Origin of the sequence: Geminicoccus roseus DSM 18922 (assembly GCF_000427665.1) — a bacterium.
In the GTDB taxonomy this organism is placed as follows: Bacteria; Pseudomonadota; Alphaproteobacteria; order Geminicoccales; family Geminicoccaceae; genus Geminicoccus; species Geminicoccus roseus.
Genome location: NZ_KE386572.1, coordinates 3492450 through 3517503, shown reverse-complemented (window position 1 = coordinate 3517503; position 25054 = coordinate 3492450). Strand labels below are relative to the sequence as shown.

27 protein-coding genes are annotated in these 25054 nt (G+C 68.9%); 13 read left to right on the top strand and 14 right to left on the bottom strand.

Annotation, left to right across the window (positions count from 1 at the left end):
- Position 1: 1 nt before the first annotated feature.
- Complete coding sequence (locus tag GEMRO_RS30285; protein WP_051329190.1) at positions 2 to 772, bottom strand: adenylate/guanylate cyclase domain-containing protein; 771 nt, start codon at positions 770 to 772, stop codon at positions 2 to 4.
- A 62-nt stretch (positions 773 to 834) separates the two neighbouring features.
- Positions 835 to 3387 carry an ATP-binding protein gene (locus GEMRO_RS32820; RefSeq protein ID WP_051329189.1) on the bottom strand — a complete coding sequence of 851 codons (2553 nt, stop codon included), beginning with the start codon at positions 3385 to 3387 and terminating at the stop codon, positions 835 to 837.
- Between the two features lie 411 nt (positions 3388 to 3798).
- On the opposite strand from GEMRO_RS32820, the gene GEMRO_RS35700 reads away from it, so the two are divergent.
- The 6 genes from GEMRO_RS35700 to GEMRO_RS0117550 all read left to right on the top strand — a co-directional run bounded on the left by GEMRO_RS35700 (position 3799) and on the right by GEMRO_RS0117550 (position 8789).
- Positions 3799 to 4116 carry an SH3-like domain-containing protein gene (locus GEMRO_RS35700; RefSeq protein ID WP_027135058.1) on the top strand — a complete coding sequence of 106 codons (318 nt, stop codon included), beginning with the start codon at positions 3799 to 3801 and terminating at the stop codon, positions 4114 to 4116.
- Positions 4107 to 4400: an SH3-like domain-containing protein gene (locus GEMRO_RS35695; RefSeq protein WP_035485530.1), complete on the top strand. Its 294-nt coding sequence runs from the start codon at positions 4107 to 4109 to the stop codon at positions 4398 to 4400. Before GEMRO_RS35700 ends, GEMRO_RS35695 begins: the two co-directional genes overlap by 10 nt.
- Positions 4397 to 5041: a nitrile hydratase subunit alpha gene (locus tag GEMRO_RS0117565; protein WP_027135056.1), complete on the top strand. Its 645-nt coding sequence runs from the start codon at positions 4397 to 4399 to the stop codon at positions 5039 to 5041. The genes GEMRO_RS35695 and GEMRO_RS0117565 overlap by 4 nt, the downstream gene beginning before the upstream one ends.
- A gap of 89 nt (positions 5042 to 5130) precedes the next feature.
- A complete protein-coding gene (locus GEMRO_RS0117560) occupies positions 5131 to 6087 on the top strand; it encodes a substrate-binding domain-containing protein (RefSeq protein ID WP_035485528.1) in 957 nt (318 codons plus the stop codon).
- Between the two features lie 110 nt (positions 6088 to 6197).
- On the top strand, positions 6198 to 7721 hold the full coding sequence (locus tag GEMRO_RS0117555) for a sugar ABC transporter ATP-binding protein (RefSeq protein WP_205625016.1): 1524 nt from the start codon (positions 6198 to 6200) through the stop codon (positions 7719 to 7721).
- A gap of 21 nt (positions 7722 to 7742) precedes the next feature.
- On the top strand, positions 7743 to 8789 hold the full coding sequence (locus GEMRO_RS0117550; RefSeq protein WP_027135053.1) for an ABC transporter permease: 1047 nt from the start codon (positions 7743 to 7745) through the stop codon (positions 8787 to 8789).
- A gap of 20 nt (positions 8790 to 8809) precedes the next feature.
- Here GEMRO_RS0117550 and GEMRO_RS0117545 read toward each other — a convergent pair whose 3' ends face one another.
- The 4 genes from GEMRO_RS0117545 to GEMRO_RS0117530 form a co-directional block, all read right to left on the bottom strand.
- Positions 8810 to 9436: a DUF5666 domain-containing protein gene (locus GEMRO_RS0117545; RefSeq protein ID WP_051329187.1), complete on the bottom strand. Its 627-nt coding sequence runs from the start codon at positions 9434 to 9436 to the stop codon at positions 8810 to 8812.
- A 37-nt stretch (positions 9437 to 9473) separates the two neighbouring features.
- Entirely contained in the window at positions 9474 to 9782 is a 309-nt protein-coding gene (locus GEMRO_RS0117540; protein ID WP_027135051.1) for a nucleotidyltransferase family protein, read from the bottom strand.
- Positions 9782 to 10177 (bottom strand): HepT-like ribonuclease domain-containing protein, encoded by a 396-nt coding sequence (locus GEMRO_RS32815; RefSeq protein WP_051329186.1) that lies wholly within the window; start codon positions 10175 to 10177, stop codon positions 9782 to 9784. The genes GEMRO_RS0117540 and GEMRO_RS32815 overlap by 1 nt, the downstream gene beginning before the upstream one ends.
- 127 nt (positions 10178 to 10304) lie before the next feature.
- Positions 10305 to 11675 carry an NAD(P)/FAD-dependent oxidoreductase gene (locus GEMRO_RS0117530; protein WP_051329185.1) on the bottom strand — a complete coding sequence of 457 codons (1371 nt, stop codon included), beginning with the start codon at positions 11673 to 11675 and terminating at the stop codon, positions 10305 to 10307.
- Positions 11676 to 11961: 286 nt separating this feature from the next.
- Between GEMRO_RS0117530 and GEMRO_RS0117525 the strand changes: the two genes are divergently transcribed.
- The 3 genes from GEMRO_RS0117525 (at position 11962) to GEMRO_RS0117510 (ending at position 14897) form a co-directional block, all read left to right on the top strand.
- A complete protein-coding gene (locus GEMRO_RS0117525; RefSeq protein ID WP_084507092.1) occupies positions 11962 to 12681 on the top strand; it encodes a MauE/DoxX family redox-associated membrane protein in 720 nt (239 codons plus the stop codon).
- A 311-nt stretch (positions 12682 to 12992) separates the two neighbouring features.
- Positions 12993 to 13529 (top strand): TrmH family RNA methyltransferase, encoded by a 537-nt coding sequence (locus tag GEMRO_RS0117515; protein ID WP_205625015.1) that lies wholly within the window; start codon positions 12993 to 12995, stop codon positions 13527 to 13529.
- Positions 13530 to 13727: 198 nt separating this feature from the next.
- Positions 13728 to 14897 (top strand): hypothetical protein, encoded by a 1170-nt coding sequence (locus GEMRO_RS0117510; RefSeq protein WP_027135047.1) that lies wholly within the window; start codon positions 13728 to 13730, stop codon positions 14895 to 14897.
- A gap of 9 nt (positions 14898 to 14906) precedes the next feature.
- Here GEMRO_RS0117510 and hpt read toward each other — a convergent pair whose 3' ends face one another.
- Entirely contained in the window at positions 14907 to 15455 is a 549-nt protein-coding gene (gene hpt / locus GEMRO_RS34335) for a hypoxanthine phosphoribosyltransferase (protein WP_027135046.1), read from the bottom strand.
- An 81-nt stretch (positions 15456 to 15536) separates the two neighbouring features.
- Here hpt and GEMRO_RS34330 point away from each other — a divergent pair, with 81 nt between their 5' ends.
- From GEMRO_RS34330 to GEMRO_RS0117490, 3 genes are read left to right on the top strand one after another with little or no spacing between them, the layout of a single operon-like run.
- The gene (locus tag GEMRO_RS34330; RefSeq protein WP_027135045.1) at positions 15537 to 15941 is read left to right on the top strand and encodes a VOC family protein; all 405 of its coding nucleotides are present in this window, start codon (positions 15537 to 15539) and stop codon (positions 15939 to 15941) included.
- Positions 15928 to 16539, top strand: coding sequence for a molybdenum cofactor guanylyltransferase MobA (gene mobA / locus GEMRO_RS0117495; RefSeq protein WP_027135044.1), 612 nt, complete (start codon positions 15928 to 15930; stop codon positions 16537 to 16539). Before GEMRO_RS34330 ends, mobA begins: the two co-directional genes overlap by 14 nt.
- 24 nt (positions 16540 to 16563) lie before the next feature.
- The gene (locus GEMRO_RS0117490) at positions 16564 to 17232 is read left to right on the top strand and encodes a DsbA family oxidoreductase (RefSeq protein ID WP_027135043.1); all 669 of its coding nucleotides are present in this window, start codon (positions 16564 to 16566) and stop codon (positions 17230 to 17232) included.
- Positions 17233 to 17239: 7 nt separating this feature from the next.
- Here the strand turns inward: GEMRO_RS0117490 and GEMRO_RS32810 are convergent, their stop codons facing one another.
- The 3 genes from GEMRO_RS32810 to GEMRO_RS30265 form a co-directional block, all read right to left on the bottom strand.
- Entirely contained in the window at positions 17240 to 17950 is a 711-nt protein-coding gene (locus GEMRO_RS32810) for a hypothetical protein (protein WP_157505628.1), read from the bottom strand.
- Between the two features lie 102 nt (positions 17951 to 18052).
- The gene (locus GEMRO_RS0117480) at positions 18053 to 18874 is read right to left on the bottom strand and encodes a YsnF/AvaK domain-containing protein (protein WP_035485524.1); all 822 of its coding nucleotides are present in this window, start codon (positions 18872 to 18874) and stop codon (positions 18053 to 18055) included.
- On the bottom strand, positions 18871 to 19293 hold the full coding sequence (locus GEMRO_RS30265; protein ID WP_051329182.1) for a YsnF/AvaK domain-containing protein: 423 nt from the start codon (positions 19291 to 19293) through the stop codon (positions 18871 to 18873). Before GEMRO_RS30265 ends, GEMRO_RS0117480 begins: the two co-directional genes overlap by 4 nt.
- A 322-nt stretch (positions 19294 to 19615) precedes the next feature.
- On the opposite strand from GEMRO_RS30265, the gene GEMRO_RS35350 reads away from it, so the two are divergent.
- A complete protein-coding gene (locus GEMRO_RS35350) occupies positions 19616 to 20044 on the top strand; it encodes a hypothetical protein (protein ID WP_027135041.1) in 429 nt (142 codons plus the stop codon).
- A gap of 15 nt (positions 20045 to 20059) precedes the next feature.
- Here the strand turns inward: GEMRO_RS35350 and msrA are convergent, their stop codons facing one another.
- The 4 genes from msrA to secA form a co-directional block, all read right to left on the bottom strand.
- Positions 20060 to 20719, bottom strand: coding sequence for a peptide-methionine (S)-S-oxide reductase MsrA (gene msrA, locus GEMRO_RS0117465; protein WP_027135040.1), 660 nt, complete (start codon positions 20717 to 20719; stop codon positions 20060 to 20062).
- 57 nt (positions 20720 to 20776) lie between these two features.
- The gene (locus GEMRO_RS34325; RefSeq protein WP_205625014.1) at positions 20777 to 20977 is read right to left on the bottom strand and encodes a hypothetical protein; all 201 of its coding nucleotides are present in this window, start codon (positions 20975 to 20977) and stop codon (positions 20777 to 20779) included.
- A 141-nt stretch (positions 20978 to 21118) separates the two neighbouring features.
- Positions 21119 to 22054: an AEC family transporter gene (locus tag GEMRO_RS0117455; RefSeq protein ID WP_169728407.1), complete on the bottom strand. Its 936-nt coding sequence runs from the start codon at positions 22052 to 22054 to the stop codon at positions 21119 to 21121.
- 80 nt (positions 22055 to 22134) lie between these two features.
- A complete protein-coding gene (gene secA / locus GEMRO_RS0117450) occupies positions 22135 to 24852 on the bottom strand; it encodes a preprotein translocase subunit SecA (protein ID WP_027135038.1) in 2718 nt (905 codons plus the stop codon).
- Between the last annotated feature and the right edge of the window lie 202 nt (positions 24853 to 25054).

The following is a 25054-nucleotide window of genomic DNA, read 5'->3' as shown; positions in this document are numbered from 1 at the left end:
TTCAGGACAGGCGCGACCAGCGCAGCGCCAGCACGAATCCCATGATCAGCGCCGGCCACTGGAACCAGATGTTGCCAAGCCCGGAGAACAGGTTGAGCAGGAACAAAAAGCCCACCACCAGCAGGTAGGTGCGCAGGCTCGGCCAGATCCGGTGCGCCCGGAGCCGGCCCAGCGCCGTCCGCGCCGGCGGATCCTCCCGTTCCGGCTGGCCCGGCCGGACCGGGGGCCTGGTGGCCGAGCCGGTGACCCGGCCGTCGGTAACCCGGTAGGCTGGGACCGCATCCGTGATGTTCTTCAGCGTCTGCTCGCCGGCATAGTCGAAGCCGACGCTCAGCTTGCCGCGCACCTGGTCGTGGACCGTCCCCGAGATCACGATCCCGCCCGGCTCCGCCAGCGCCTGCAGACGGGCAGCGACGTTCACGCCCTCGCCATAGAGGTCGTCGCCCTCGACAATCACGTCGCCCAGGTTGATGCCGACCCGGAATTCCAGGCGGGCATGGTCCGGCACCTTGCCATTGACGAGCCTCAGCTCCTTCTGCGCCTCGATGGCGGTGCGCACCGCCTCCACCACGCTCGGGAACTCGGCGATCAGCCCGTCTCCCCAGGTGTTCACCACCCGGCCGCGATGGCGCTCGATCAGGCCCTTGAACACGCCGCGGTGCCGGCGCAGCGCGTCGAGCGTGCCGATCTCGTCCCGCTCCATCAGGCCACTGTAGCCGGCCACGTCGGCGCACAGGATGGTGGTGAGCTTACGTTCGATCTGGGACGGCATCGGGGATCCCCTGCTCCTGGCGCCCGGCCTGGCTGACGACGTCACTGGCTGACCCGATGCCGCTAGCCCGTCAAGCTCGGCGCCAGGAGACCCGACGCCTCCAGTTCGGCGCGGGTCGCGGTCACCGCGTCGCGCAGGCCGGTGATCATCGGTCCGAACTCCTCGCCCGCCAGGGCCAGCAGCTCGACCTCGCGGGCGATCGTGCCGATCCGCTCCAGCCCGAAGCTGGGCGCCGTCCCCGCCATCCGATGGGCGACCCGGGCGACCTCGGCTGGCTGCTCGCGCACGCCTTCCAGCTCGAGCAGGAGGTCCTCGGCCGACTTCATGGCGGATCCGAGGAACTGGGCGAGCTTGGCCGGCCCCGCCATCTTGCCCAGCCCGGCGATGCGGGCCTGGTCGAGCAGGCCGGCAGCGCTGGGCGGCGCCAAGGGCGCCGAGCCGGCAGCCTCCGGCGGCTCGGGCGTCGCGACCTCCGCCGGCGCGGCCGCACCGAACGCGGACAGGGCATGGAACAGGTCGGGCCAGACCACCGGCTTGGTCAGCACCTGGTTCATCCCCGCTTGCAGGCAGCGCTGGCGCTCGGTGTCCATCACGTTGGCGGTGAGCGCCAGGATCGGGACTTGGCCGCTGGGCGGCGGCAGGGCGCGGATGCGCCGGGTGGCCTCGATCCCGTCCATCACCGGCATCTGCACGTCCATCAGCACCACGTCGAACGGCTGCTCGGCCGCCCGGGCGACCGCCTCCTCGCCGTTCTCCACCGTGACGATCTCGTGGCCCTCCCGCCCGAGCGTGGCCCTCAGCAGGTCGCGATTGATCTCGACATCCTCGGCCACCAGGATCCGCAGCGGGCGCGAGCGGACATGGGCCGCCTGGGCGGTGGGGGCGAGCGGCGCCGTCGCCTTCTCCAGCGGCACCTCGAACCAGAAGGTGCTGCCCTGGCCGGCGGCGCTCTCCACCCCGATCCGTCCGCCCATCGCCTCGACCAGCTGGCGGCAGATCGCCAGCCCCAGGCCGCTTCCGCCATATTTGCGGGTGGTGGAAAGGTCGGCCTGAGTGAACGCCTGGAACAGTTCGCGCTGACGGTCCGGCGGGATGCCGATCCCGGAATCCTGGACCTCGAAGCGGCACCAGAAGCGGCCATCCTCGTCGAGCGAGCCTTGGTGGCGCACCGTCACGCCGCCCTCGCTGGTGAATTTCAGCCCGTTGCCGATCAGGTTCACCAGGATCTGGCGCAGCCGGGTTGGATCGCCCTGCAGCAGGTCGGCCTCGCCGGGTTCTTCCGGGAACCGGAGGGTGAGGCCGCGCTCGCGCGCCTGGGGCGCCATGATTGACTGGGTCTGCTCCAGCATCTGCTCCATCGAGAACGGGATGTTCTCGACCACCAGTCCCCCGGCGCCGCCCCTGGAAAAGTCGAGCACGTCGTTGATCACGCTGAGCAGGTGCCGGCCCGACGTCCGGATCGAGTTGACATAGGCCTTGTGGCGCGGCTGGAGGTCCTCGGAGGCCAGCAGGTCCGCCATGCCCAGGACACCGGTCATCGGGGTGCGGATTTCGTGGCTCATCGCCGCCAGGAACTGGGCCTTGGCGCGGTCGCCGGCCTCGGCCCTGGCCTGGGCGGCGCGCGCGTCGGCCGCGGCGGCCCACAGCGCCTGGACGTTGCGGTGCAGCAGCCGGATCAGGATCCCGGCGCTGAGGCTCACCGCCAGCACGACGCCCGCGACGATGTAGCAGCGCCACCACCAGCTGCGCAGCGCGGTCGCGAGCGGGGTCGCGGTCACCACACGGAGCGCCAGGTCCGGCACGTCGGCCCAGACGACCACGTCGTCCCCGACGATCTGTCGGGCGGAGCGGCCGCCCGCCCCGGCCTCCATGACGTCCAGGAAGGCCGGGCGGGGCGGGTCGACCCGGGTGTCCGTCCAATGCACGGCGTCCAGCGCGTAGACGCGGTCATTGCTGCCGATCAGGCCGACGATCTGGTCGGGGCGGGTGCGCAGTTCGGCGAAGACATCGGCATAGAGCTGCCAGCTCGCGACGATCGCGACCACGCCGACCAGCTCGTTCTGCTGGTTCCGGATCGCCCAGCTGATCGGCACGATCCGGCGGGGAGGCTGGCCGCGCGAGATCAGCGGCTCGTCGATGAACATCCTGGGCGGCTTGTCGCTCAGGTGGGCGTCGAAATAGCGCCGGTCGGACAAATCCATCCCGACCAGGGACGGATCGCTTGCATGGAGCACCTTTCCGCTGGCGTCGATGATCACGTGGACGCCGATCGAATCGAGCTGGTCGGCATGACCGCTCTGGCGCCTGAGCCAGGCGCTCAGCTCTCCCAGGCTCATCTGGCCATCGGCATATTCCTCCAGGCCCATCGAGACGACGATGTCGAGCGTGCCCAGCGCCCGCTCGACGAACCCGGCGCCGGCCAGGGAAATGGCGCCGAGCTCGGTGCGGGTGCTTTGCAGGACCTCGGCTCGGTCGCGGGCGACGAGCCACAGCCCTCCGGCGCCGACGATCGCCAGGGTGAGCAGCCCGGCCAGCAGGCCGACCATCCATGAACGCATGGCCGCGAAGCGCGCGCGGATCGATCCGGTCGTGGCGACCGCTGGGAAATCCGTCATGCCCTCGTCGATCCCTTGCGTCGTGGTAGCAGAGAGCGTGCTGCCCCGGTGTCCGGCCGGTGCGCCGCGTCGTGCCGGGCAGATGGCCCGAGCACTCGTCCGACCCGGTGGGATTAGCTGGCACGGGCTGCCCTGGCGAGCCGGAAGCCCGCCCCGCTTGAGGCTGCCTGGGCACAATCCATAAGGAACATGGGATTCCCGGAGGATTGCATGAATATGACTGATCGATATTGCATCGCATCCGGATTCTTGCGAGAAAATGATCGCTTCGCCGCTCGCTGGCGCCAGCCGCCCACGACAGGCGCCGGAGCGCCATCTCGGGCCTTCCCTCGCCTTCTGCCGTTGCGCAGCCGCTGCAGCAGCGCCACCCTTCCCTCCGGCGCAGACCGTCCATGGACAAGGAGGCCAGGCATGCAGCGCGTTCACGATGTCGGCGGATTGCCGGAGGGGCCGGTGGACCGAGCACCCCACGACTACGCCCCGTGGGAGAAGAAGGTCGACGCCATCATGCGCCTCATGATCGGCGCCAACCTGTTCACGCTCGACGAGATGCGGCGGACCATCGAGGAGCTGGGCCCGGGCGCCTATGAGGAGCTGACCTATTACGAGCGCTGGATCCAGGCCGCCGCCAACCTGGCGCTGGAAAAGGGCCTGGTGACGCCCACCGAGCTCGGCCAGGCGATGGAGGCGGCCCGCGCCCGCCACCGGGAGAGCGCGCCATGTCCGTGAACCCGGGAGGGCTGCGCCAGGGCGACCGGGTCCGGGTGCTTGCCATGGATCCGCCCGGCCACCACCGCACCCCCGCCTTCGTGCGCGGCAAGGAGGGGGTGGTGACCACCCTGGCCGGCCGCATGCCCGACGCCGAGCTGATGGCCTATGGTCGACGCGGCCCCGACCAGCCGGTCTGGCGGGTCCGCTTCCAGCAGACGGCGCTTTGGCCGGACTATGCCGGCGACCCCGCCGACACCGTCGTCCTGGATCTGTACGAGCACTGGCTGGAGCCCCTGCGATGACCCATCCCCACCACGACCATGATCACGATCACCATCATCCGCATCCCCGGCAGCCGGACGTCGAGGACGCGCCGCTGACCTGGCACATGGCATTGACCGAGGCGCTGGCGGAGCTGATCGTCGCCAAGGGCCTGTGCACCACCGCCGACATCCACCGCACCCTGGAGAAGATCGACGCGGCCAGCCCCGCCGCCGGCGCCCGCCTGGTCGCGCGTGCCTGGGTCGACCCGTCGTTCCGCGAGCGCCTCCTGGCCGACGTCAACGTCGCCGCCGCCGAGCTCAGCATCGACGCCGGCGGCATCCCGATCCGCACGGTGGCGAACCAGCCGGGCCTGCACAACGTCATCGTCTGCACCCTGTGCTCCTGCTACCCCCGCTTCCTGCTGGGCGGCTCGCCCGACTGGTACAAGTCCAAGGCCTACCGGGCGCGGATGGTGCGCGAGCCGCGCGCGGTGCTGAAGGAGTTCGGGGTCGAGCTGCCGGAGAACACCCGGATCGAGGTGCACGACAGCACCGCCGAGCTTCGCTACCTGGTGCTCCCGGACCGGCCGGAAGGCACCGGGGCATGGAGCGAGGAGCGCCTGGCGGCCCTCGTCTCGCGCGACTGCCTGATCGGCACGGACCGCCCCCGGCTGCCCTGAAAAATCCGACTTTTCATCCAGGGGCTCGGGCGGTTAGTCTCTTGGTCAACGCGGCCTGTGGAGCCGCGGGGACGAGGGAGGTCGAGATCATGAAGCTGGTTCGGCGCAGCGCACTGGCGGCTGCGGTCCTTCTTGCGGGCGTGTCGATGGCAGGCGTCACCGCCCGGGCCCAGGATGCGACCATCCTGGCCTCGGTGCCGTCGCTCTCATTCCCGTTCTTCGTGCACATGCTCAAGGAAATTAAGGACGAGGCCGGCAAGCTGGGCGTCCAGACCATCGACAGCGACGGCCAGAACAGCGCGCCCAAGCAGACCGCCGATGTCGAGGCCGCGATCGTCCAGGGCGTCCAGGGCATCGTGATCAGCCCCTCCGACGTCAACGCCATGGCGCCGGCGCTTTCCACCGCGGTGGAGAACAGCGTGCCGGTGGTCACCGTCGACCGCCGCGTCGATGGCGTGGAAGGCATCCTGGCCCATGTCGGCGCCGACAACGTCAAGGGCGGCGAGGCCCAGGGCCAGTGGCTGCTGGACAACTACCCGGATGGCGCAAAGATCATCAACCTGCAGGGCCAGCCCGGCGCCTCGCCGGCGATCGACCGCAACAAGGGCCTGCACAACGTCATCGACCAGCACCAGGACAAGTACGAGGTGGTGGCCGAGCAGACCGCCAACTTCGCCCGCGACCAGGGCCTGTCGGTGACCGAATCGCTCCTGGCCGGGATGAGCACCCCGCCGGACGTGATCATCGCCGCCAACGACGACATGGCGCTGGGCGCGCTGGAGGCGGTCCGGGCGCGCGGCATGGACGACCAGATCCGGATCGTCGGCTTCGACGCCCTGCCCGAGGCGCTGGCCTCGATCCGCGACGGCGGGCTGGCCGGCACGGTCGAGCAGTTCCCGGGCGGCCAGAGCCGCAAGGCCGTGCAGATCCTGGTCGACTACATCCAGAACGGCACCGAGCCCGAGGAATCGCTGGTGCTGCTCACCCCGATCGTCCTGACCAAGGACAATCTCGACAAGGCGGAGCGGCTGGGCGAAGTCCAGTAAGCCGGACGGTTCCGCCCGAGGACATGGCCGGCCGCCCTGCCGGCCATGTCTGATTCATTTCCTGCTTTGTCCGCCGGCGCCCAACCTGTCCTGACAAGGGATGCCCGATCGTGAACCCGCTTCTCCATGTCCAGGGCATCAGCAAGCGCTTTCCCGGCGTCCAGGCCCTCACCGAGGTGGGCCTCGACGTCCGCGCCGGCGAGGCCCATGCCCTGCTGGGCGAGAACGGCGCCGGCAAGTCGACGCTTTTGAAGATCCTGTCCGGCGCGCACCTGCCCGACGAGGGCAGCATCGCGATCGACGGGCGGCCGGTCACCATCACCCGGCCGGCCGAGGCCCAGGCGCTGGGGATCGTGACGATCTACCAGGAGTTCAACCTCCTGCCGAACCTCTCGATCGCCGAGAACGTCTATGTCGGCCGCGAGCCCACCCGCGGCCCCTTTGTCGACTGGAAGACCCTGCACGAGCAGGCGCGCGCCGTCACCGCGCGGGTCGGCCTGGACATGGACCCGCGCCGCCTGGTCAGGGACCTCTCGGTCGCCGAGCAGCAGATGGTCGAGATCGCCAAGGCGCTGTCGATGGAGGCCAAGCTCGTCATCATGGACGAGCCGACCTCCGCCTTGTCGGAAACCGAGGTGGAGCGCCTGTTCCGGATCATCGCCGACCTGAAGGCTTCCGGCATCGCGGTGGTGTTCGTCACCCACCGCCTGGACGAGGTCATGCAGGTCTGCGACCGCCTGACCGTGCTGCGCGACGGCAAGCTGGTCGGCTCGGCAGAGGTGAAGGATGTCCGGGTCGACGACGTGGTCCGGATGATGGTCGGCCGCGAGGTCGCCCTGCATGGCCGCGGCGGCCGCGTCGCCCATCGCGGCGCCACCATCCTGGAGGTCCAGGACCTCACCCGGATGGGCGACACCAACGATCCCCACGCGGTGCGGGTCCGCGACGTGTCGCTCACCGCCCATGCCGGCGAGATCCTGGGCATTGGCGGGCTGATCGGCGCCGGTCGCACCGAGCTCGCCCGCGCCATCTTCGGCGCCGACCCGATCGATGCCGGCCGGATCCTGATCGAGGGCCAGGAGGTGGCGATCGCCTCGCCCCGCGACGCGATCCGCCAGGGGATCGGCCTGGTCCCGGAGGACCGCAAGCAGCAGGCCCTGTTCCTGTCGCTGGCGATCCGCCCGAACCTGTCGGTCACCGCGCTGGACGGGATGACCAGCCGGCTGGGCTTCGTATCCAGCCGGCTGGAGCACGAGCTGGTCGAGACCTACCGGCGGAAGCTCTCGATCCGCATGGCCAGCCACGAGCAGCCGGTGGTCAACCTGTCCGGAGGCAACCAGCAGAAGGTGGTGCTGGCGCGCTGGCTGGCGCTCAACCCCAAGGTCCTGATCGTCGACGAGCCCACCCGCGGCATCGACATCGCCGCCAAGAACGAGGTCCATCACCTCCTGTTTGAGCTGGCCGAGGCGGGCATCGCCGTGATCGTGATCTCGTCCGAGCTTCCCGAGCTGATGCGGCTGGCCGACCGGATCGTCACCATGCGCGAAGGCCGGATCACCGGCGAGATCATGCGCGACGACGCCACCGAGGAACGGCTGATGCATCTCTTCACGCACACCCAGACGGCCGCTTGAGAGCCTGGAGCGAACAATCACATGGCGACGGCGACGAGCAGCGGCGACACCAGGGGCAACGGCATCGATCTGTTCGGCCTCCTGGCAGCCTATGCGCCCCTGATCTTCCTTCTGGTCCTGATGGGCATCTTCGCCTGGCTGGAGCCGCGCTTCCTCCTGCCCCTCAACCTGGTCAACGTGATGCGCCAGGTCTCGATCTACGGGCTGCTGGCACTGGGCATGACCTTCGTGATCCTGACCGCCGGCATCGACCTGTCGGTGGGAGCATTGGTCGCCTTTGCCGGGCTGGCCGCCGCCGCGGTCGCCAAGGGCGGGCTGGAGAACCGCTTCACGGTCGCCACCGAGGGCGCCGATATCGGCTATGGCTGGCCGCTCGCCATGCTGGTGGCGGTTCTGTTCGGCACCGCGGCCGGCGCGCTGCAGGGCTTCGCCACCACCAGGCTGAAGGTGCCGCCCTTCGTGGTGACGCTGGGCGGCATGTCGGCCTTTCGCGGGGCGGCGCTGCTGATGGCCGGCGGCGGCCCGATCTCCGGGTTCGACGCCGGCTACACCTGGTGGGGCCAGGGCTATCTGTTCACCCTGCCCCTGATCGGCCGGATCCCCGTGCCGGTGATGGTGTTCCTGGCGTTCGCCGTCCTCGCCCACGTCATCCTGCGCTACACGCGCTACGGCCGGCACGTCTATGGGGTGGGCGGCAATCCCGAGGCGGCGCGCCTGTCCGGCCTGAACGTGCGCGGCATCACCATGTCGGTCTACGTGATCATGGGCTTCATGGCGGGGTTATCCGGCTTCATCCTGTCCGCCCGCCTGAACTCGGCGGAGGCGGTGGCCGGCCAGGGCTACGAGCTGATCGTGATCGCCTCGGTGGTGATCGGCGGCACCAGCCTGTTCGGCGGGGTCGGCACGATCTTCGGCACGGTGATCGGCACCATCCTGATCGGCGTGCTGCAGAACGGCCTGGTGCTCAACAATGTCAGCCCCTACGTCCAGCAGATCATCATCGGCCTGATCATCGTGCTGGCGGTGGCGTTCGACACCTTCGCCAAGTCGCGCCGGCGACGGGCCTGAGTTTTTGGCGCGGCGGGCGGTCAGTTGGGCGGGGTGAACCCGTCCTTGCCGACCAGCACCGCCACGGCGCCCGGCAGGCCGTCCGCGGCTTGCCGCACCACCACCGTGACCTTCGCCCCCACCGACAGGATCGACGCGTCGGCCGGGGCGAACGAGGCGATGGTGCCGGCATCGGTGATGTCGATGGTCTGGGAGCCGCCCTTGTAGCTCACCACGACCTCGCGGCCGTCGCCGGCCTCCTCGACCGTCGCCACCGTGGCGTTGGTCATGGTGCTCTCGGGCTGCAGGTCCCAGGGGAAATGGCCCTCGTTGGTCCCGCGCGCCGTTTCGGGGAACAGCATCACCCCCAGCGCCCGGATCTTCCCGTCTGCCTGCGGCAGCCCGGCGACCCCGATATAGCTGCCCTCCTGGATCGCCTCGATCCCGACCGGACGGACCTCCAGGAAGCGGGTGTCGCTGCTCAGCCCCACCGGCTCGACCCCGCCGTCACGCTTGGCGACGGTGATCTTGTCCGCGTCGACCTCCTCCAGCGTCCCCCGGATCCGGGTGGTCTCGGCCTGCGCCAGCGCCGGAAGCGCGCTCGACGCCAGCACCAGGGCTGCCAGGCCCAGCGTCATCGCCTTGAACGTCATCGCCTTGAACGTCATCGTCCGTCTCCTCGAGATGGCGAAGGAAGGCCGCCGCTCAGGCCACCAGGACCTCCCGGGGACGGCGCCGGATCGTGTCCAGGAGCCTCTTGTTGCGGATCGAGCCCAGCGCCACCAGGTCGACCTGGCGGCCCAGCAGGTCGCGCAGCCCCTGGTCCAGCTCCCACCAGCGGTCCGGCAGGCCGCCCGGCGCGTCGGGGTCCCATTCCAGCAGGAAGTCGGCGTCGCTGCGCGCCGGATCGAAATCGCCGCGGGCGCCGGAGCCGAACAGTTCCAGCCGCTTGACGCCACAGCGGCGGCAAAGCGCGACGATCTCCGGCAGCCGCTGGGCGATCGAGGGGTGCATCACTCCTGGTCCCAGTCCATCCCGCCATGATCCTCCTGCCGGCGCCGGTCGGCCTCCGCCACCAGCCGCTCCAGGTCCTGCAGGAGGCGCGGCAGCACCTCCTCGCCCAGCCCGTGCACCAAATGATGGTCGGTCAGCCAGTAGCCGTTGGCGATCCGGTTGCGCAGCGCCACGATCTTCGGCAGGTCACGCAGGGCCGTGGCGTCGGCGGGGTCCTCCCGCTCCAGGCGGATGCCGACATCGCCGATCAGCATCAGCAGCCGCTCCACCGCCAGGCAGCGCATACGGTCGCCCAGATAGCTCTCCAGCGGCACGCCCTGGATGAAATGCAGGGCTTCCTGGGTGGCGTCCTGCAGGTCGTGGAGCCAGATGGCGATGTCGCGGGGCGCGGTCATGTTGCTGTCTCCATGCTGGCGCGAAGATACACGGCGCCTCCGTTCGGCTCGTCCTCCGGTGATCCTAACCGATCCGCCCCGTCCTGCTCCACCCTCGCGCCGTTTTCCGGCTCCGGCGGCGGCAGGCTCAGGCCGGCAGCACCTCGTCCTTGAGGCGGTACCAGGCATAGGCGGCCTGCAGGGCCGGGACCCTCAAGGACGGCATCGGGAAGCGCTTGGGCGGCTGGCGGAAGCAGTTCGGGAACGGCTCGTTGAACCTGGCGTCGGCGATCTGCGCCGCCAGGAACTTCGCGGCATAGCCCGACATCGCCACGCCGCTGCCGTGGCAGCCGAACAGGTAGCCGGTGGAACGGTCCTCCGGGAACAGCCCGACCCGGCCGACCAGGTCGGCGGTCAGGCAGACGAATCCCCGCCAGCGATGGCTGATCTCGACCTGCTTCCAGGCCGGGAACACCTCGCCCAGGCGCCGGCGCATGTAGTCGGCGTAGCGCTGGCCGGCGGCCTCGGTGGAGTTGGTGCCGCCCCGCCCGCCGAACAGCAGCCGCCCGTCCTTGAGCAGGCGGATGTAGAACAGGAGGTTGCGGCTGTCCGCGACCGGCACGTCGGTGGTGAAGCCCTGCGCCTGGCGCTCCTCCAGGCTGAGCGGCCGGGTCACCAGGATGGTGGACAGGGCCGGCAGGGTGACGCCGTCGAAGCGCTGGTCCAGGCCCTCGGTGGTGAAGCCGTTGCTGGCGACCACCACGGTCTTCGCCCGCAGCCGCCCGCCGCTCGCGGTGTGCAGCAGATGGCCGCCGCCGTCCCGCTCCCAGCGGACCACCGTCGAGTTCGGATGCACCCGGCCGCCATGGCGGCGCGCCAGGCTCAGGAGCCCATAGGTGTATTTCAGCGGGTGCAGCCCGGTGCCGTGCGGCACGTAGATGCCGCCATGCGCCTCCGGGCTGGCATAGCCCGCCCTCTCCAGCTCGGCGCGGCTCAGGACCGGCCAGTCCTCGCCGAACATCGCCTTCATGGCGGCGCTCTTGGCCTCAAGTCCCTTCATGCGGTCGGGCTTGTGCGCGACGATGTATTCGCCCCGCCCGGCCAGGTCGACCTGGAGGTCCTCGGCCTGCACCAGGTCCAGGACATAGGCGCAGGCAGCCTTTTGCGCCTCGAACACGGTGCGGGCGTCGTCGCCGCCATAGGAGCGGGACAGTTCCTCCAGCGAGCGCTTGGTGTAGCCCATGCTGACGAAGCCGCCATTGCGGCCGGACGCACCCCAGCCGATCTTGCCGGCGTCCAGCGCCACCGCCTCGATCCCGTGGCGCCGGGTCAGGTGCCAGACCAGCGACAGGCCGGCGATGCCGCCGCCGATCACCGCGACCTCGGTGCTGGCCTCTCCTTCCAGGGCACCGTCGTCCGCGGGCGCCGGGCCGGCGGTGGCCTCCCACAGGCTCGGCACCGGCCGGTCGGTCGCATAGATCGCTTCGTCATAGATCCTGCTGCCGATCCGCGCCGCCATCGCTCCGCCACCTTGCCGGTTCACCGTCGGCGCGACGATAGGCGCGCCTCGGCGGCACGCAAACCAAACCCTTTCGAAGCGCCCATTTCCTCCGGGCGGAACTCGGATGGAGACCCGGCTGTTTGCTTGGTGACGTCCTTTTCCGCCATCCAGGCCCTCCAGGGACCCATCTGCCAGGGCGCGCGGGCCAAGCCCGGCATGGCTGGACAGGAACGGGCGATCCACCAGGGGAGCCGTCTTCGTGGCTAGTGATCCGAGGCAGACTCGCCGGGCCACGCTCTACCGCATGGTGATGGAGCAGCATGTCTGCCCGTTCGGGCTGAAGGCCAAGGACCTGCTTCGCCGCCAGGGCTTCTCGGTCGACGACAAGTGGCTGACCTCGCGCGCCTCGACCGACGCCTTCAAGGCCGAGCATGGCGTCAAGACGACGCCGCAGGCCTTCATCGATGGGCAGCGGATCGGCGGCTATGATGACCTTCGCCGCTATTTCGGCAAGCCGGTGGCCAGCCCCGACCAGACGACTTACCGGCCGGTCGTGATGCTGTTCGTCACCACCCTGCTGATGGCCCTGGCCGCCAGCCATGCCGCCTTTGGCACTCTCTTCACCCTGCGGGCGGCGGAATGGTTCATCGCCTTCAGCATGACCGTGCTGGCGCTGCTCAAGCTGCAGGATGTCGAGAGCTTCGCCACCATGTTCCTGAATTACGACCTGTTGGCCAGGCGATGGGTGCCCTATTCCTACATCTACCCTTTTGCCGAGGGACTGGCCGGGGTGCTGATGATCGCGCACGCCCTGAACTGGCTGTCCATCCCGACCGCCCTGTTCATCGGCACGATCGGCGCCGTTTCGGTGTTCAAGGCCGTCTACATCGACCGGCGGGAGCTGAAATGCGCCTGCGTCGGCGGGTCGAGCAAGGTCCCGCTCGGGTTCGTGTCGCTGACCGAGAACCTGATGATGATCGCCATGGCGCTGTGGATGACGTTCGGCATCCTGGCCGGGCGCTAGGCCTCCTGGCGCAGACCAGCGTTATTTCAACCTTAAGTTTATCGACAATCTCTCACCATGACATTATCGGTTGAAGCGTCGACCGGTGCGCCGGCGGCACGCTATAGCCCGCACCAGCGGCCGGGGAGGGCAACACGCTGAGCGAGCGATCCGACGACATCATCCTGGAGGGGCTGCACGCCCTCAAGCATGCCCTGCGCTTTGGCGGGCGGGTCCACGAGGTCCTGGCGCCCGATGCCAAGCGGGTCCTGGCGCTGGCGGAGCAACTCTGCCCGGACCTGCTGCCGGACCTGGCGCGGCTGCTGGTCGAGGTGCCGACCGCGCGCTTCGCCGCCCTGGCCGGCGGGGCGGTGCCGACCGGGGTGATCTCGCTGGCGGAGCCGCGCACCCATGCGCTGGCCGACGTGCTGGCGCCATCCAGGAGCCCGATCGTGCTGCTCGACCGGCCGACCCATCACGGCAATGTCGGGGCGGTGGTGCGCGCCGCCGCCGCCGCGGACGCTGCGGCGGTGCTGACCACCGGGCCGCACAATCCCTGGCACCGCTCCAGCCTGCGCGGCTCGGCCGGCCTGCACTATGCCCTGCCGGTGATGCGGATCGACGACCTGCCGCACATGACCGACCGGCCGCTGGTGGCGCTGGACCCGGACGGGGCGCCCTTGAAGCCGGGCTCGGTGCCCGGCGACGCCATCCTCCTGTTCGGCTCGGAGCGGCGCGGGCTGGACGAGCGCTGGCGCCGCCGCGCCGAGCGGACCTTCTGCCTGCCGATGCGCCCGGGCGTCTCCAGCCTCAACCTGGCGACCTCGGTCGCCGCAGTCCTCTATCGCTGGCGGATCGATCGCGACTGATTGTTTCCGGTCAAACTTCCAGATGATCTTGAGAATGCCTTGGGATTTTCTACAAATTTTCTGGTGTAATGCAGATTTGAATCGATAGCGTCCGGAAATATCCAGGCAATCCACTGAGACAATATTCAGCCTTGATCTTCTGCTTTTCCTTCCCGACTACGGACGGCCCTTGCCCGTAGCCTGGACCGATGCTGGAAGATGAAGATTCGCCGCTGGCTGTTTCCCCTGATCGCCCTTCCCCTGCTCCTGCTGGCCGAGTTCGCCGAGGCGGCGCCGTTGCGGCGCTGTGGCGGGCTGTACGACATCAACGACCTGTTCTGGCGCACCCGCCATCCCTCGGTGGCCCAGGTCCTGGCGCGCCTGCCGCCCGGCAAGCGCCACACCTCCGGCAACATGGTCTCCCTGAACTATGACGTCGGGCCGGACGGCCAGCCCCGCCTGAAGGACGAGTTCAGGAAGCAGTGGCGCCACATCTTCGGGACCGGCACCACCAGCGGCTATGGCCGCAGGATCCGCGGCAACTGGAACCCGGGCGCGGAATCCAGCTGGGGCAACAGCACGGTCATCAACAAGAAGAACCTGTCTGAATGCGTCGTGGACGGCTCGGTCAGCGCGATCTGCCTGGGCATCCCGGGCGGCCCCACCCCGCCCATGAGCCTGGGCCACCACACCGGCTGGATGATCTTCGACAAGGATTCGCAGGACCCCAACTCGCTGGCGAGCCTGGGCGTGGGCGAGCGCGCCTGCCTGAGCTACCGGGCGATGTACTCCAGCAATTTCGACTTCGACCTGGGATTCGAGACCAAGATCCCGGGCCTGGCCAGCGCGCCCGACGGCGCCTACCCGCCCAACGACCATCTGTGCGAGGGCAACCGCCGGACCGTCAACAAGGGCAACGCCTTCTCCACCCGGGTGGTGGTTGGCGGGCGCAACGGCTCGATCGCCAGCGCCTCGGCCAAGCTGCTCGGCCATTTCAAGGACGACATGCTGGACGTCACCTGCACCCGCTCGCGGATCATGACCGAGATGCATGCCCAGGACCCGGTGACCAACGGCCTGCGCCGCGGGGTCTGGTACCGGATCGAGCACGAGCTGGTGCTGAACGACCGCTTCGACCCCAGCCCTGGCCAGCGCTCCGGCGCCTTGATGCGGATCTGGGTCTTCGACGAGCGCACCGGCGAGCGCGTCACCAATTTCGGCATGGCGAACACGTTCACCTTCGAGGGCGTCAACTACCCCCTGATGCCGCGCAACGATCCCAGCGGCCGGATCGAGGGCATGTTCGTGTCGATGCAGCAGACCAGCCCGGTGCTCGCCGACCGCGACTTCGCCATCGCCGTGCGCGACTTCGAGATCTTCCTGAAGTAACCGGCCGGGCTAGGCCTGGTCGAACTCGACCCGGCCGATCCAGGACAGGTGCCGGTAGCGCTCGGCCCAGTCGATCCCGTAGCCGACCACGAACCAGTCCTCGATGGTGAAGCCGATATGGTCGGCCTCGAACGGCACCTGGCGGCGCGACGGCTTGTCCAGCAGCGCGCAGGTGCGCACCGAGTTGGCCCCGTGCGACACCAGCAGGTCGCGGGTCCAGGCCAGGGTGCGGGCGGTGTCCTGGATGTCGTCGACCAGCAGCACGTCGCGGCCGCCGACGCTGTCCGGCATCGCCCCGATCACCTTGACCTTGCCGGAGCTGGCGGTGCCCAGGCCATAGGAGCTGACCTGGAGGAACTCCACCTCCGGGGTCAGCCCGTGCCGGTCGAGCGCCCGGACCAGGTCGGCGGTGAACACGAACGCGCCTTTCAGCAGCGCCACCACGGTCACGTCCTTGGGCACCGCGCGGGCGAGGTCCGCCGCCATCTCGTCGACCCGCGCGGCGATGGCGTCGGCCTGGAACAGGGGCAGGACTCGGTGGGCGGGGATCTCGGACAAGCTTGCTCTCCACAGGCCGGGCCCCGACGTGGTACCCGATTGCGAAAGGGACGTCAGTCGCCGAACAGCCTGGGGCAGACGATGATCGACCACCTCTCCATCCGCGTGGCGGACCTGGCCCGCTCCCGCGCGATGTATGATGCCAGCCTGCCGGAGCTGGGCTATCGCCTCGTGATGACCATCGACGACGCGCCCGACTTCAAGGGGCTGGGCTATGGCGGCAACAGCCACGAGCCGGCCTTCTGGATCGGCGCCTCCACCAATCCGGACGATCCGGCTCCCGTCCCGATCGACGGGATGCACGTGGCGTTCGCCGCCCAGAACCGCCCTTCGGTCGACGCCTGGTACCGGGCGGCCCTGGCCCATGGCGGCAAGGACAACGGCCCGCCCGGGATCCGCCACCAGTATCATCCCAACTATTACGCCGCCTACGTGATCGACCCGGACGGCTACCATCTGGAAGCGGTCTGCCATCTCGCCCCCTGAGCCCCGCCTGCCCGCCGTCCTCCTGGCCGGCGGCCTGGCCCGCCGGATGGGCGGCGGCGACAAGTGCCTGGTGCCCCTGGCCGGCCGGCCGCTGCTGGCGCACGTGATCCAGGCGATCCGGCCGCAGGTGGACGACCTGCTCCTGAACGCGAACGGTGATCCGGCCCGCTTCGCGGCCTTCGGCCTGCCGGTGCGCGCCGATCCGCTGCCGGGCTTTCCGGGCCCGCTGGCGGGCGTGCTGGCCGGGATGCGCTGGGCAGCGGAACGGGGCGCCGGCCACGTGCTGAGCCTGCCGGCCGACACCCCGTTCTTCCCGCCAGACCTCGCCGGCCAGCTCGCCGCCGCCATCTCCCCCGACCATCCGGTCGCCTGTGCCGCCTCGGGCGACCGGGAGCATCCGGTGATCGCGGTCTGGTCGGTGGCGCTGGCGCCGATGCTTGAGGAGCAGCTGCTGGCCGGCAAGCGGCGGGTGGGCGCGTTCGCCCGGCTTGCCGGGCGGCGCCTTGTCGTCTGGCCGGCAGCGCCGCTGGATCCGTTCTTCAACGTGAACACGCCGGACGACCTCGCGCTTGCCGTCGGCCGCCTCGACCCCACCTGACACCTGCAACCCTGGAGCAGCGCCATGTCCGCCGAAACGCCCGCCGAGACGCCTGTCGTGAAGATCGATTTCGTGTCCGACATCGTGTGCCCGTGGTGCGCCGTCGGGCTGCGCTCCCTGGAGGAGGCGATCGCCCGGCTGGACGGGACGGTCCGCGTCGACCTGCATTTCCAGCCGTTCGAGCTGAACCCGGCCATGCCGCCCGAGGGCCAGGAGATCGTCGAGCACCTGACCCAGAAATACGGGATCACCCCGGAACAGGTCGCCGCCAACAGCGAGGTGCTGCGCGAGCGGGGAGCCGCGGTCGGCTTCGAGTTCCGCCTGGAAGGCCGCGAGCGCACCTACAACAGCTTCGACGCCCATCGCCTGCTGCACTGGGCGGAAATCGAGGGCAAGGACCTGACCCTCAAGCACGCTTTGCTGCGCGCCTATTTCACCGAGGGCCGCAACGTCAGCGACAAGGCGACCCTGGTCGAGATCGCCGGAGCGGCCGGCCTATCCGTTGAGCGCGCGCGCGAGATCCTGGACAGCGACGCCTATGCCCAGGACGTGCGCGCCCAGGAGCAGTTCTACACCGGGCTCGGCATCAGCGGGGTCCCCTCGGTGATCCTGAACGACCGCCACCTGATCCAGGGCGGCCAGCCGCCGGAACTGTTCGAGCGGGCCCTGCGTCAGGTCGCGGCCGCGGCCTGACCGCCGCTCAGGTCGGCTGGAAGCTGAGCTCGAAGCGGCGATACCGGTTGCCCAGTTCGTCGACCACGACGCTGGCCCCCTTGTCGCCGCTGACCAGGCTCAGGTCCTGGTCGAGCGTGCGGACCCGGAACCTCCACCCCTCCGGCAGCTTCAGCCGCTCCCCGAGCCCGGCCAGGTCCTCGGCCGACAGGTCGGGATCGACCGCCTGGCTGTAGCTCGCCATCACGTAGACGCGGGAATCGCCCATCAGCTCGTAGACGGTCTCGCCGGCGGCATAGATGTAGGTGCCGGGAACCGGAATCCGGTGCGGGACATAGGCGGCCGCCTCGGCCGGTCCGGCGCCCGCACGCTCCGCCACCGGCCGCATCGGGACACCCTGCACGTCAACCGCAGGCTGGTCCAGCCCCCGCGACTGCAGCCAGTCAATCAGGTAGTGGCGAGGTCCGTCGACCGTGGCGGCTTCGCCGCCTAAGCGGGACGCCGCCTGCTCGGGCCTGATCGCTTCGGCCGCCGCCGGGGAACAGTCGCCCAGCCCGACCGTGCTGTACAGGCGCTCCGCGGCTGGCACCGCGATCGCCACCCGGATCTCGCAGAACCTCCGGTCGCGAAGGTTGCCGATCTCCCTCATCCGGCCTTCGGCCAGCGCCAGGGGCGCCGACAGGATGCCGGCGCCGATCGTGCCGGCCAGCATCGCCGCCCTTGCCCATGTCGCCTGCATGTCGGTCTCCGTCCATCGGGGTAGCCAGGAGACGCCACCCTATGGGCGAAGACGAGCATCCGGAAGGAGGTCGGCCGCGCAGACGCGGCCTCCCCTCAACCCTCAGTGGCCAGGACGGGCGCCGGAGGGTGCCCGGTCGTCCTCGATCTCGATCTCGGTTTCCCGGACGGTATCGCGCACGGTTTCGGTGCGGGTATCGGTCTGCTTGTGCAGGCCGATTTCCTCCTTCACCCGGGCGACCTTCTCGACCACCGCTTCCTCGCCCCGCTCGACCGCCTCGATCGTGCGTTCCTGGAAGGCCGCCACGCCCGGCGCCACCTCCCGGTCGACCGGCCGGCGCTCGATGGTCACGCGCTCGGAATGAAGGTCGACCTGCGCCTCGACCGGACGCTCGGTGACATAGGTGCGGACCCGGACATTGCCGCCGCCGACCTGGCGCTTGCCGACCCGGACCTCCTCGTCGACCACCTGGATGGTCTGGTCGTCATGATGGTCGCCGGAGGTGCTGGCGCCGGTGCCGAAGCCGGCGGCGGCGCTGCCAACAGGAGCGGCAGAGGCTGGGCCGGTGCTGCCGGTCCAGCCTTCCTGGCGCCAGCTCTCGCTGCGCTCGTCCAGGTCGACGGGATCCGACCTCTCGAGGACCTCCTCGACTTCCGCCCCCAGATCCTCCTGGACAGTGGCGGTCAGAAGATAGCCGCCACGCCGTAGGCCCTCGGAATAGGTGGAGCGGTCCTCGTCGGGCATGAAGAGGTCGCCCAGGCTGGCCCAGAAGCCCTTGTCCTCGACCTCCGGACCGGCACCGGCAGCCGTGGAGTCCGCGCCGCGAACCGAGATGTCGCGGGCCTGCACCCCGATGCTGATCAGCCCGTCCTGCGCGGCCTCGGCCGCTCCGCGTGTGTCATAGAGAGCAGTGATCGTGTTCATGATGCTTCGCTTTCAGAGGGATCGGCCGGAGAGGATGCCTCCAGCCGGGTGACGGTCGCGTGCTCGGAACGGAGCGGTACCGTCTGGCGAACGAGCTGCTCGCCTGTTGTCTTGGTGATCCGAAGCTCTTCTTTGAGAACGAGCTGGGTGTGGACGACGAGCCGCTCTTCCACGACCGGGACGATCAGCACCCCGTCCTCTTCGCGGATCTGGGGCATGGTCTCGACAGGCTGATCGATCAGCACGCGCTGCACGCCGACTTCATCGTGTCGCAGCAGGGCCTCGACGACCTGCTGCCGCGTCTCGACGGTCGTTTCGACAAGAACACGCCCAAGTTCCACCATGCGCTTGGTGACCTGGGCATGTTCTTCGAACAGCTCGACTTTGAGCTCTTGGGGAGTGGTCGTCGTCTTGGACATGCAGCATCAACTTCATCGGATGCCGCTCGTTCCATCACATTGAAGCGAGAAGGAAAAATATTTCGACGAATATTCGCATGTATTAGATAACAGATATTATACAGCTTCAGAAACAGTTGATTTATGGGGGCGTGGATCTTGTTGCTCTCGCTGCCACGGCCGCAGCAGCAACTTCCTCTTGAGGATCCTGGCGCACGGACACGCTCTTGCGCCGGTGGGGCGGGCAGCAGGGCCGGCACGGCCGCCGCCTGTCCCGGCAAGGGAACCCGTTCCGGCCGCCTGGAAAATCGTCTAGGCCGGATCCGACCTGGAGACACCGCCCGTGCCGATCCGCCCCGAGCGCCGCTATTTCTACCCGATCGACTGGCCGATCATCAGCCGGCAGATCCGCTTCGGCCGGGCCAAGGGCCGCTGCGAGACCTGCGGCCGCCCGCACGGCCGGCTGATCTGCCAGCTGGCGGACGGCCGCTGGTTCGACGAGTTGTCCGGACAGTGGCGGGACGACCGGGGCGAGCCGGTGGACTGGCCGGACATCGTCGCCTGGTCCAGCCAGCGGCAGCGGCGGATCTGGCTGGGCACCGCCCATCTGGACCAGGACCCCGGCAACTCGGTGGGCGCCAACCTCAAGGCCTTGTGCCAGCGCTGCCACCTGCGCCACGACCGGCCGGCCAACATCCTGCGCCGTCGGCAGCGCCATCGCGCCCGGCTGGCCCTGGGCGACCTGTTCACCGGGCCGAACCCCCTGGTCTGAGCGGCCCCGGACGCCTCAGGCGGAGGCTTCGCCGGTGCCCACCGGGCAGGCGACGCCGGTGCCTGCCAGGCCGCAATAGCCCCAGGGCTTCTTGGCCAGGTATTGCTGGTGCTCGTCCTCGGCATGGAAGAACGGCACTTCGCCGCCGATGGTCGTGGTGACCGGGCCAAGGCCGCGCCCGGCGAGCCTGGCCTGGTAGGCGGCGCGCACCTCCTCGGCGATCCTTCGGTCCTCTTGCTCGGCCAGGAAGAGGCAGGAGCGGTACTGGGTCCCAACGTCGTTGCCCTGGCGCATGCCCTGGGTCGGGTCGTGCTCCTCGAAGAAGGTCTTCAGGAGGCGCCGCAGCGTCACGACCGACGGATCGTAGACCACCAGCACGACCTCGGCATGGCCGGTGCCCTCGCTGCAGACCTCGTAATAGGTCGGGTTCGGCGTGGAGCCCCCGGCAAAGCCGGCCGCGGTGACCCAGACGCCCGGGATCTGCCAGAACAGGCGCTCGGCACCCCAGAAGCAGCCCATCCCCACCAGCAAGCTCCGGAACCCGTCGGGCCAGGGCACCGCCAGCGGCCGATCCGATACCGCGTGCCGGCCGGGTTCGGTGATCGGATGCGGGCGACCCGGCACCCAGTCTGCCCTGCTCGCGGACTTCTTCCAGAGCGAGGAGAGGCGGAACATCCGGTTTCCTTCCAGGCAGCGCGATGCCGACAGGAAATGGCCACCGGAAAAGATGGTTCAAGCGCTGCCGAAGACGGTCATGTATTCCAGCCGTCCCAGCAGCCCTGGTCGACGGCGCTGGCTCGGGCCATCAGTCCAGAAGGCGGCGCGCCGCTCGACCCTTTCCGCCCGGGCATCCCAGGGGGTGTAGATAGTGCCGTAGGCCATGCGCGGGGCTTCGGCTTCCACGCACGGCCGTGCTGCTTGACGATGCGTCATCGCGCTTCCCCTCACGTCGACGCTTGGCAGCGTTTCACCTGAGGGCTTCTTGCCGAGGCCTCCAGATGCATTGCCTAGTTCTCATCGTACGGCAACACCGCTGTGGTCGAGAAGAGGTCGCCTCATTGCAAATGGGTCATGTTACCGTAGCAAAGGCAGGAGCCACGCCAGGATCGGAAAAGTCACAATGGTGGAAGCAACAATCGTGGCGCTGGTCTCGCCGACGGCGCTGTTGTAGCGCACCGAGAAAAGATAAGCGTTGATCCCCGCCGGCATCGCCGACGTCACGATGGCGACCGCGCGCCCGATTGGATCCAGCGGCACGACCCAGGTCGTCACCACGAACACCAGGAGCGGAAACGCCACGTTCTTGAACAGGCACAAGACAAAGGCTTCGCGCCAGAGCGAGCCCAGCTTGAACCGCGCGAGATTGGCGCCGAGCGCGAACAGCGCCATCGGCATGGCCGACTGGCCCAGCAGGACCGCGGTGCGGTCCACCGCGGCGGGGATCGGGATCGGCGAGTAGCGCAGCAGCACCCCCACCGCCAAACCGACCAGGATCGGGTTGGTGATCAGGTTCATGACCACCACCTTGGGCAGCTTGCGCAGTTCGCCGCTGGCGCCGATGCCGAGCTCGGCGACCACGGTGGTCAGGGTGAACAGCGTGGCGCTGTGGAAGGCGATCAGCAGGAACAGCGGCACCGCCGCGGCCTCGCCGTAGATGCCGAGCGTGATCGGCACCGACAGCACCAGGACGTTGCCGAACGACGAGGTGATCCCGAAGATCGCGGGCTTGGCCTCGCGGGCATCGAACAGGCGCCGGGCCGAGAAGGCGGCCAGCCCGAAGATCACGAAGGCGCAGCCGAAATAAACGAAGATCAGCCGCCACTCGATCTGGGCGGGCAGGTCGACGGTCAGCATCTCCCGGGCGAGCATGACCGGGATCGCCACGTCGAACACGAAGCGGGAGATGCCCTGGACCTGCTGGTCCACCACCACCCGGAAGCCGGCCAGCACGCGCCCGAGCAGCACGAGCGCATAGACCGGCACGAGATGATCGAAAAGGATCTGCGACACGTCCACCGCCCAGGCGTCGGCCGGGCGGACCCTGCCGGCCGGCTCAAGCCGGGCGGCAGGCCGTCAGCCCCGCGGGAGGATCAGACCAGCACGCCGTGGCAGGCCTTGTACTTCTTGCCGGAACCGCACGGGCAAGGCGCATTGCGCCCGACCCGTCCCCAGGTCGAGGGATCGGCCGGATCGACCGGGCTGGCCGCCTGGGCGCCCTGCCCGTCCGCCGCCATGGCCATCGCCATGGCCGGGGTCGCCGCCAGCGCCGCGCCGCCGGCACCGCCGGCCATGCGCGGCCCCGGACGCGGCGGCTCCTCCGGGCCGAAGCCCTGGACCGGCTCCGGCATGCGCACCTGGAGCTGCATCATCACCTGCGTCACCATCTGGCGCAGCTCGGAGAGCAGCCCGTCGAACAGGTTGAAGGCTTCCCGCTTGTACTCGTTCAGGGGATCCTTCTGGCCGTAGCCGCGCAGGTAGATGCCCTGGCGCAGATGATCCAGATGAAGCAGGTGCTCCTTCCAGACATGGTCCAGGACCTGCAGCAGCAGGCTCTTCTCGGCCTGGCGCATCATCTCCGGCCCGTACTGCTCGACCTTGGCCGCATAGTGCGCGTCGGCCGCCTCGTTCAGGCGCTTGATGATCTCCTCGTCGGCGATGCCCTCTTCCTTGGCCCAGTCCTGCACCGGCAGGTCGAGGGCCAGGTAGCGCTGGACGTCGGCCTGCAGCCCCTCGGTGTCCCACTGCTCCGGGTAGGCCTTCTCCGGGATGTGCTTGCGCACGATCTCCTGGACGGTCTGCTCGCGCATGTCGGCGATGGTGTCGGCGACGTCCTCGGACTGCATCAGCTCCAGGCGCTGCTCATAGATGACCTTGCGCTGGTCATTCATGACATCGTCGAACTTGAGGAGCTGCTTGCGGATCTCGAAGTTGCGCGCCTCGACCTTCTGCTGCGCCTTCTCCAGGGCCTTGTTGATCCAGGGATGGACGATCGCCTCGCCCTCCTGGAGCCCCAGCTTCTGCAGCATGCCGTCGATCCGCTCGGACCCGAAGATCCGCATCAGGTCGTCGTCCAGCGACAGGTAGAACTTGGAGCGGCCGGGGTCGCCCTGGCGGCCGGAGCGGCCGCGCAGCTGGTTGTCGATCCGCCGGCTCTCGTGGCGCTCGGTGCCAAGCACGTAGAGGCCGCCGACCTCCTTGACCTGGACCTGCTCGCTCTCGACCTCCTGGCGGATCTTCGCCACCGCCGCCGGGTCCGGATCGGCTCCCAGCTCGTGGAGGATCCGCATGTCGGCATTGCCGCCCAGCTGGATGTCGGTGCCGCGGCCGGCCATGTTGGTGGCGATGGTGACGGCGCCCAGCCGCCCGGCCTGGGCGACGATGTTGGCTTCCTGCTCGTGGTAGCGGGCGTTCAGCACCTGGTGCGGGACGCCCTTCTTCTTCAACTCGTCGGACAGCATCTCCGACTTCTCGATCGAGACCGTGCCGACCAGGATCGGCTGCTTCTTCGCGTAGGAAGCCTCGATCTCCTGGACGATCGCCTCGTACTTCTCCCGCGCCGAACGGTAGACCTCGTCGTCCTCGTCCTTGCGGATCATCTTGCGGTGGGTCGGGATCTCCACGACCTCGAGCTTGTAGATCTCGGCGAACTCGGAGGCCTCGGTGGCGGCCGTGCCGGTCATGCCCGACAGCTTGGAGTAGAGGCGGAAATAGTTCTGGAAGGTGATCGAGGCGAGGGTCTGGTTCTCCGGCTGGATCGCGACCTTCTCCTTCGCCTCGATCGCCTGGTGCAGGCCCTCGGAGTAGCGCCGCCCTTCCATCATCCGGCCGGTGAACTCGTCGACGATCACGATCTTGCCGTCCTTGACGACATATTCGTTGTCGCGGGTGAACAGGTGATGGGCCCGCAGCGCCTGGTTGGTGTGGTGCACCAGCGAGACGTTCTCGATGTCGTACAGGTCGGGCGCCTTGAGCAGGCCGGCCTGGTCGAACAGCTGCTGGATGTGCTCCTGGCCCTGCTCGGTCAGCGAGACCGAGCGCTGCTTCTCGTCCTTCTCCCAGTCGCCCTCGACCAGCTGCGGCATCAGCGCGTCGACCGCGCGGTACAACTCGGAACTGTCGTCGGACGGGCCGCTGATGATCAGCGGCGTGCGCGCCTCATCCACCAGGATCGAATCCACCTCGTCGACGATCGCGAAGCCGTGCCCGCGCTGCACCAGCGATTCGAAGCTGTGCTTCATGTTATCGCGCAGGTAGTCGAAGCCGAGCTCGTTGTTGGTGGCGTAGGTGATGTCGCAGGCATAGGCCTCGCGCCTGGCCTGTTCCGGCGTCTGCGGCACCACCACGCCCACGGTCAGCCCGAGGAAGCGGTGGACCTGGCCCATCCAGTTCGCATCGCGCCTTGCCAGGTAGTCGTTGACGGTGACGACGTGGACGCCCTCGCCGGTCAAGGCGTTCAGATAGGCCGCCAGGGTGGAGACCAGGGTCTTGCCCTCGCCGGTGCGCATCTCGGCGATCCGGCCCTGGTGCAGCACCATGCCGCCGATCAGCTGCACGTCGTAATGCCGCTGCCCGAGCGTGCGCTTGGCCGCCTCCCGCACGGTGGCGAACGCCTCGATCAGCAGGTCGTCGAGGGTCTCGCCCTGGGCCAGCCGCCCCTTGAATTCGGCCGTCCTGGCCTTCAGTTGATCGTCGGACAGCGCCACCATCTGCGGTTCCAGCGCATTGATAGCGTCGACGTTTTTCTTGAGGCTCTTGACCATGCGGTCGTTGTGCGACCCGAAGAGCCGCCTTGCGATGGCGCCGAACATGCCGCTGGGAAATCCCGCCAAAGAGTGGACCGGGCACAGGCTCGCCCGACCAGGGTCGGTGAGCTACGCCCTCCCACCAAAGGTGTCAACGCGACCGCGCTTGTGCAAGTACGCCAGTGATGGCACCTGTCCTTCGCGCCAAGCCCCGGGGTCCATCGGCAACGAGCGGACCCTGGCGGCGATCAGACAAGAGAGGAGCACC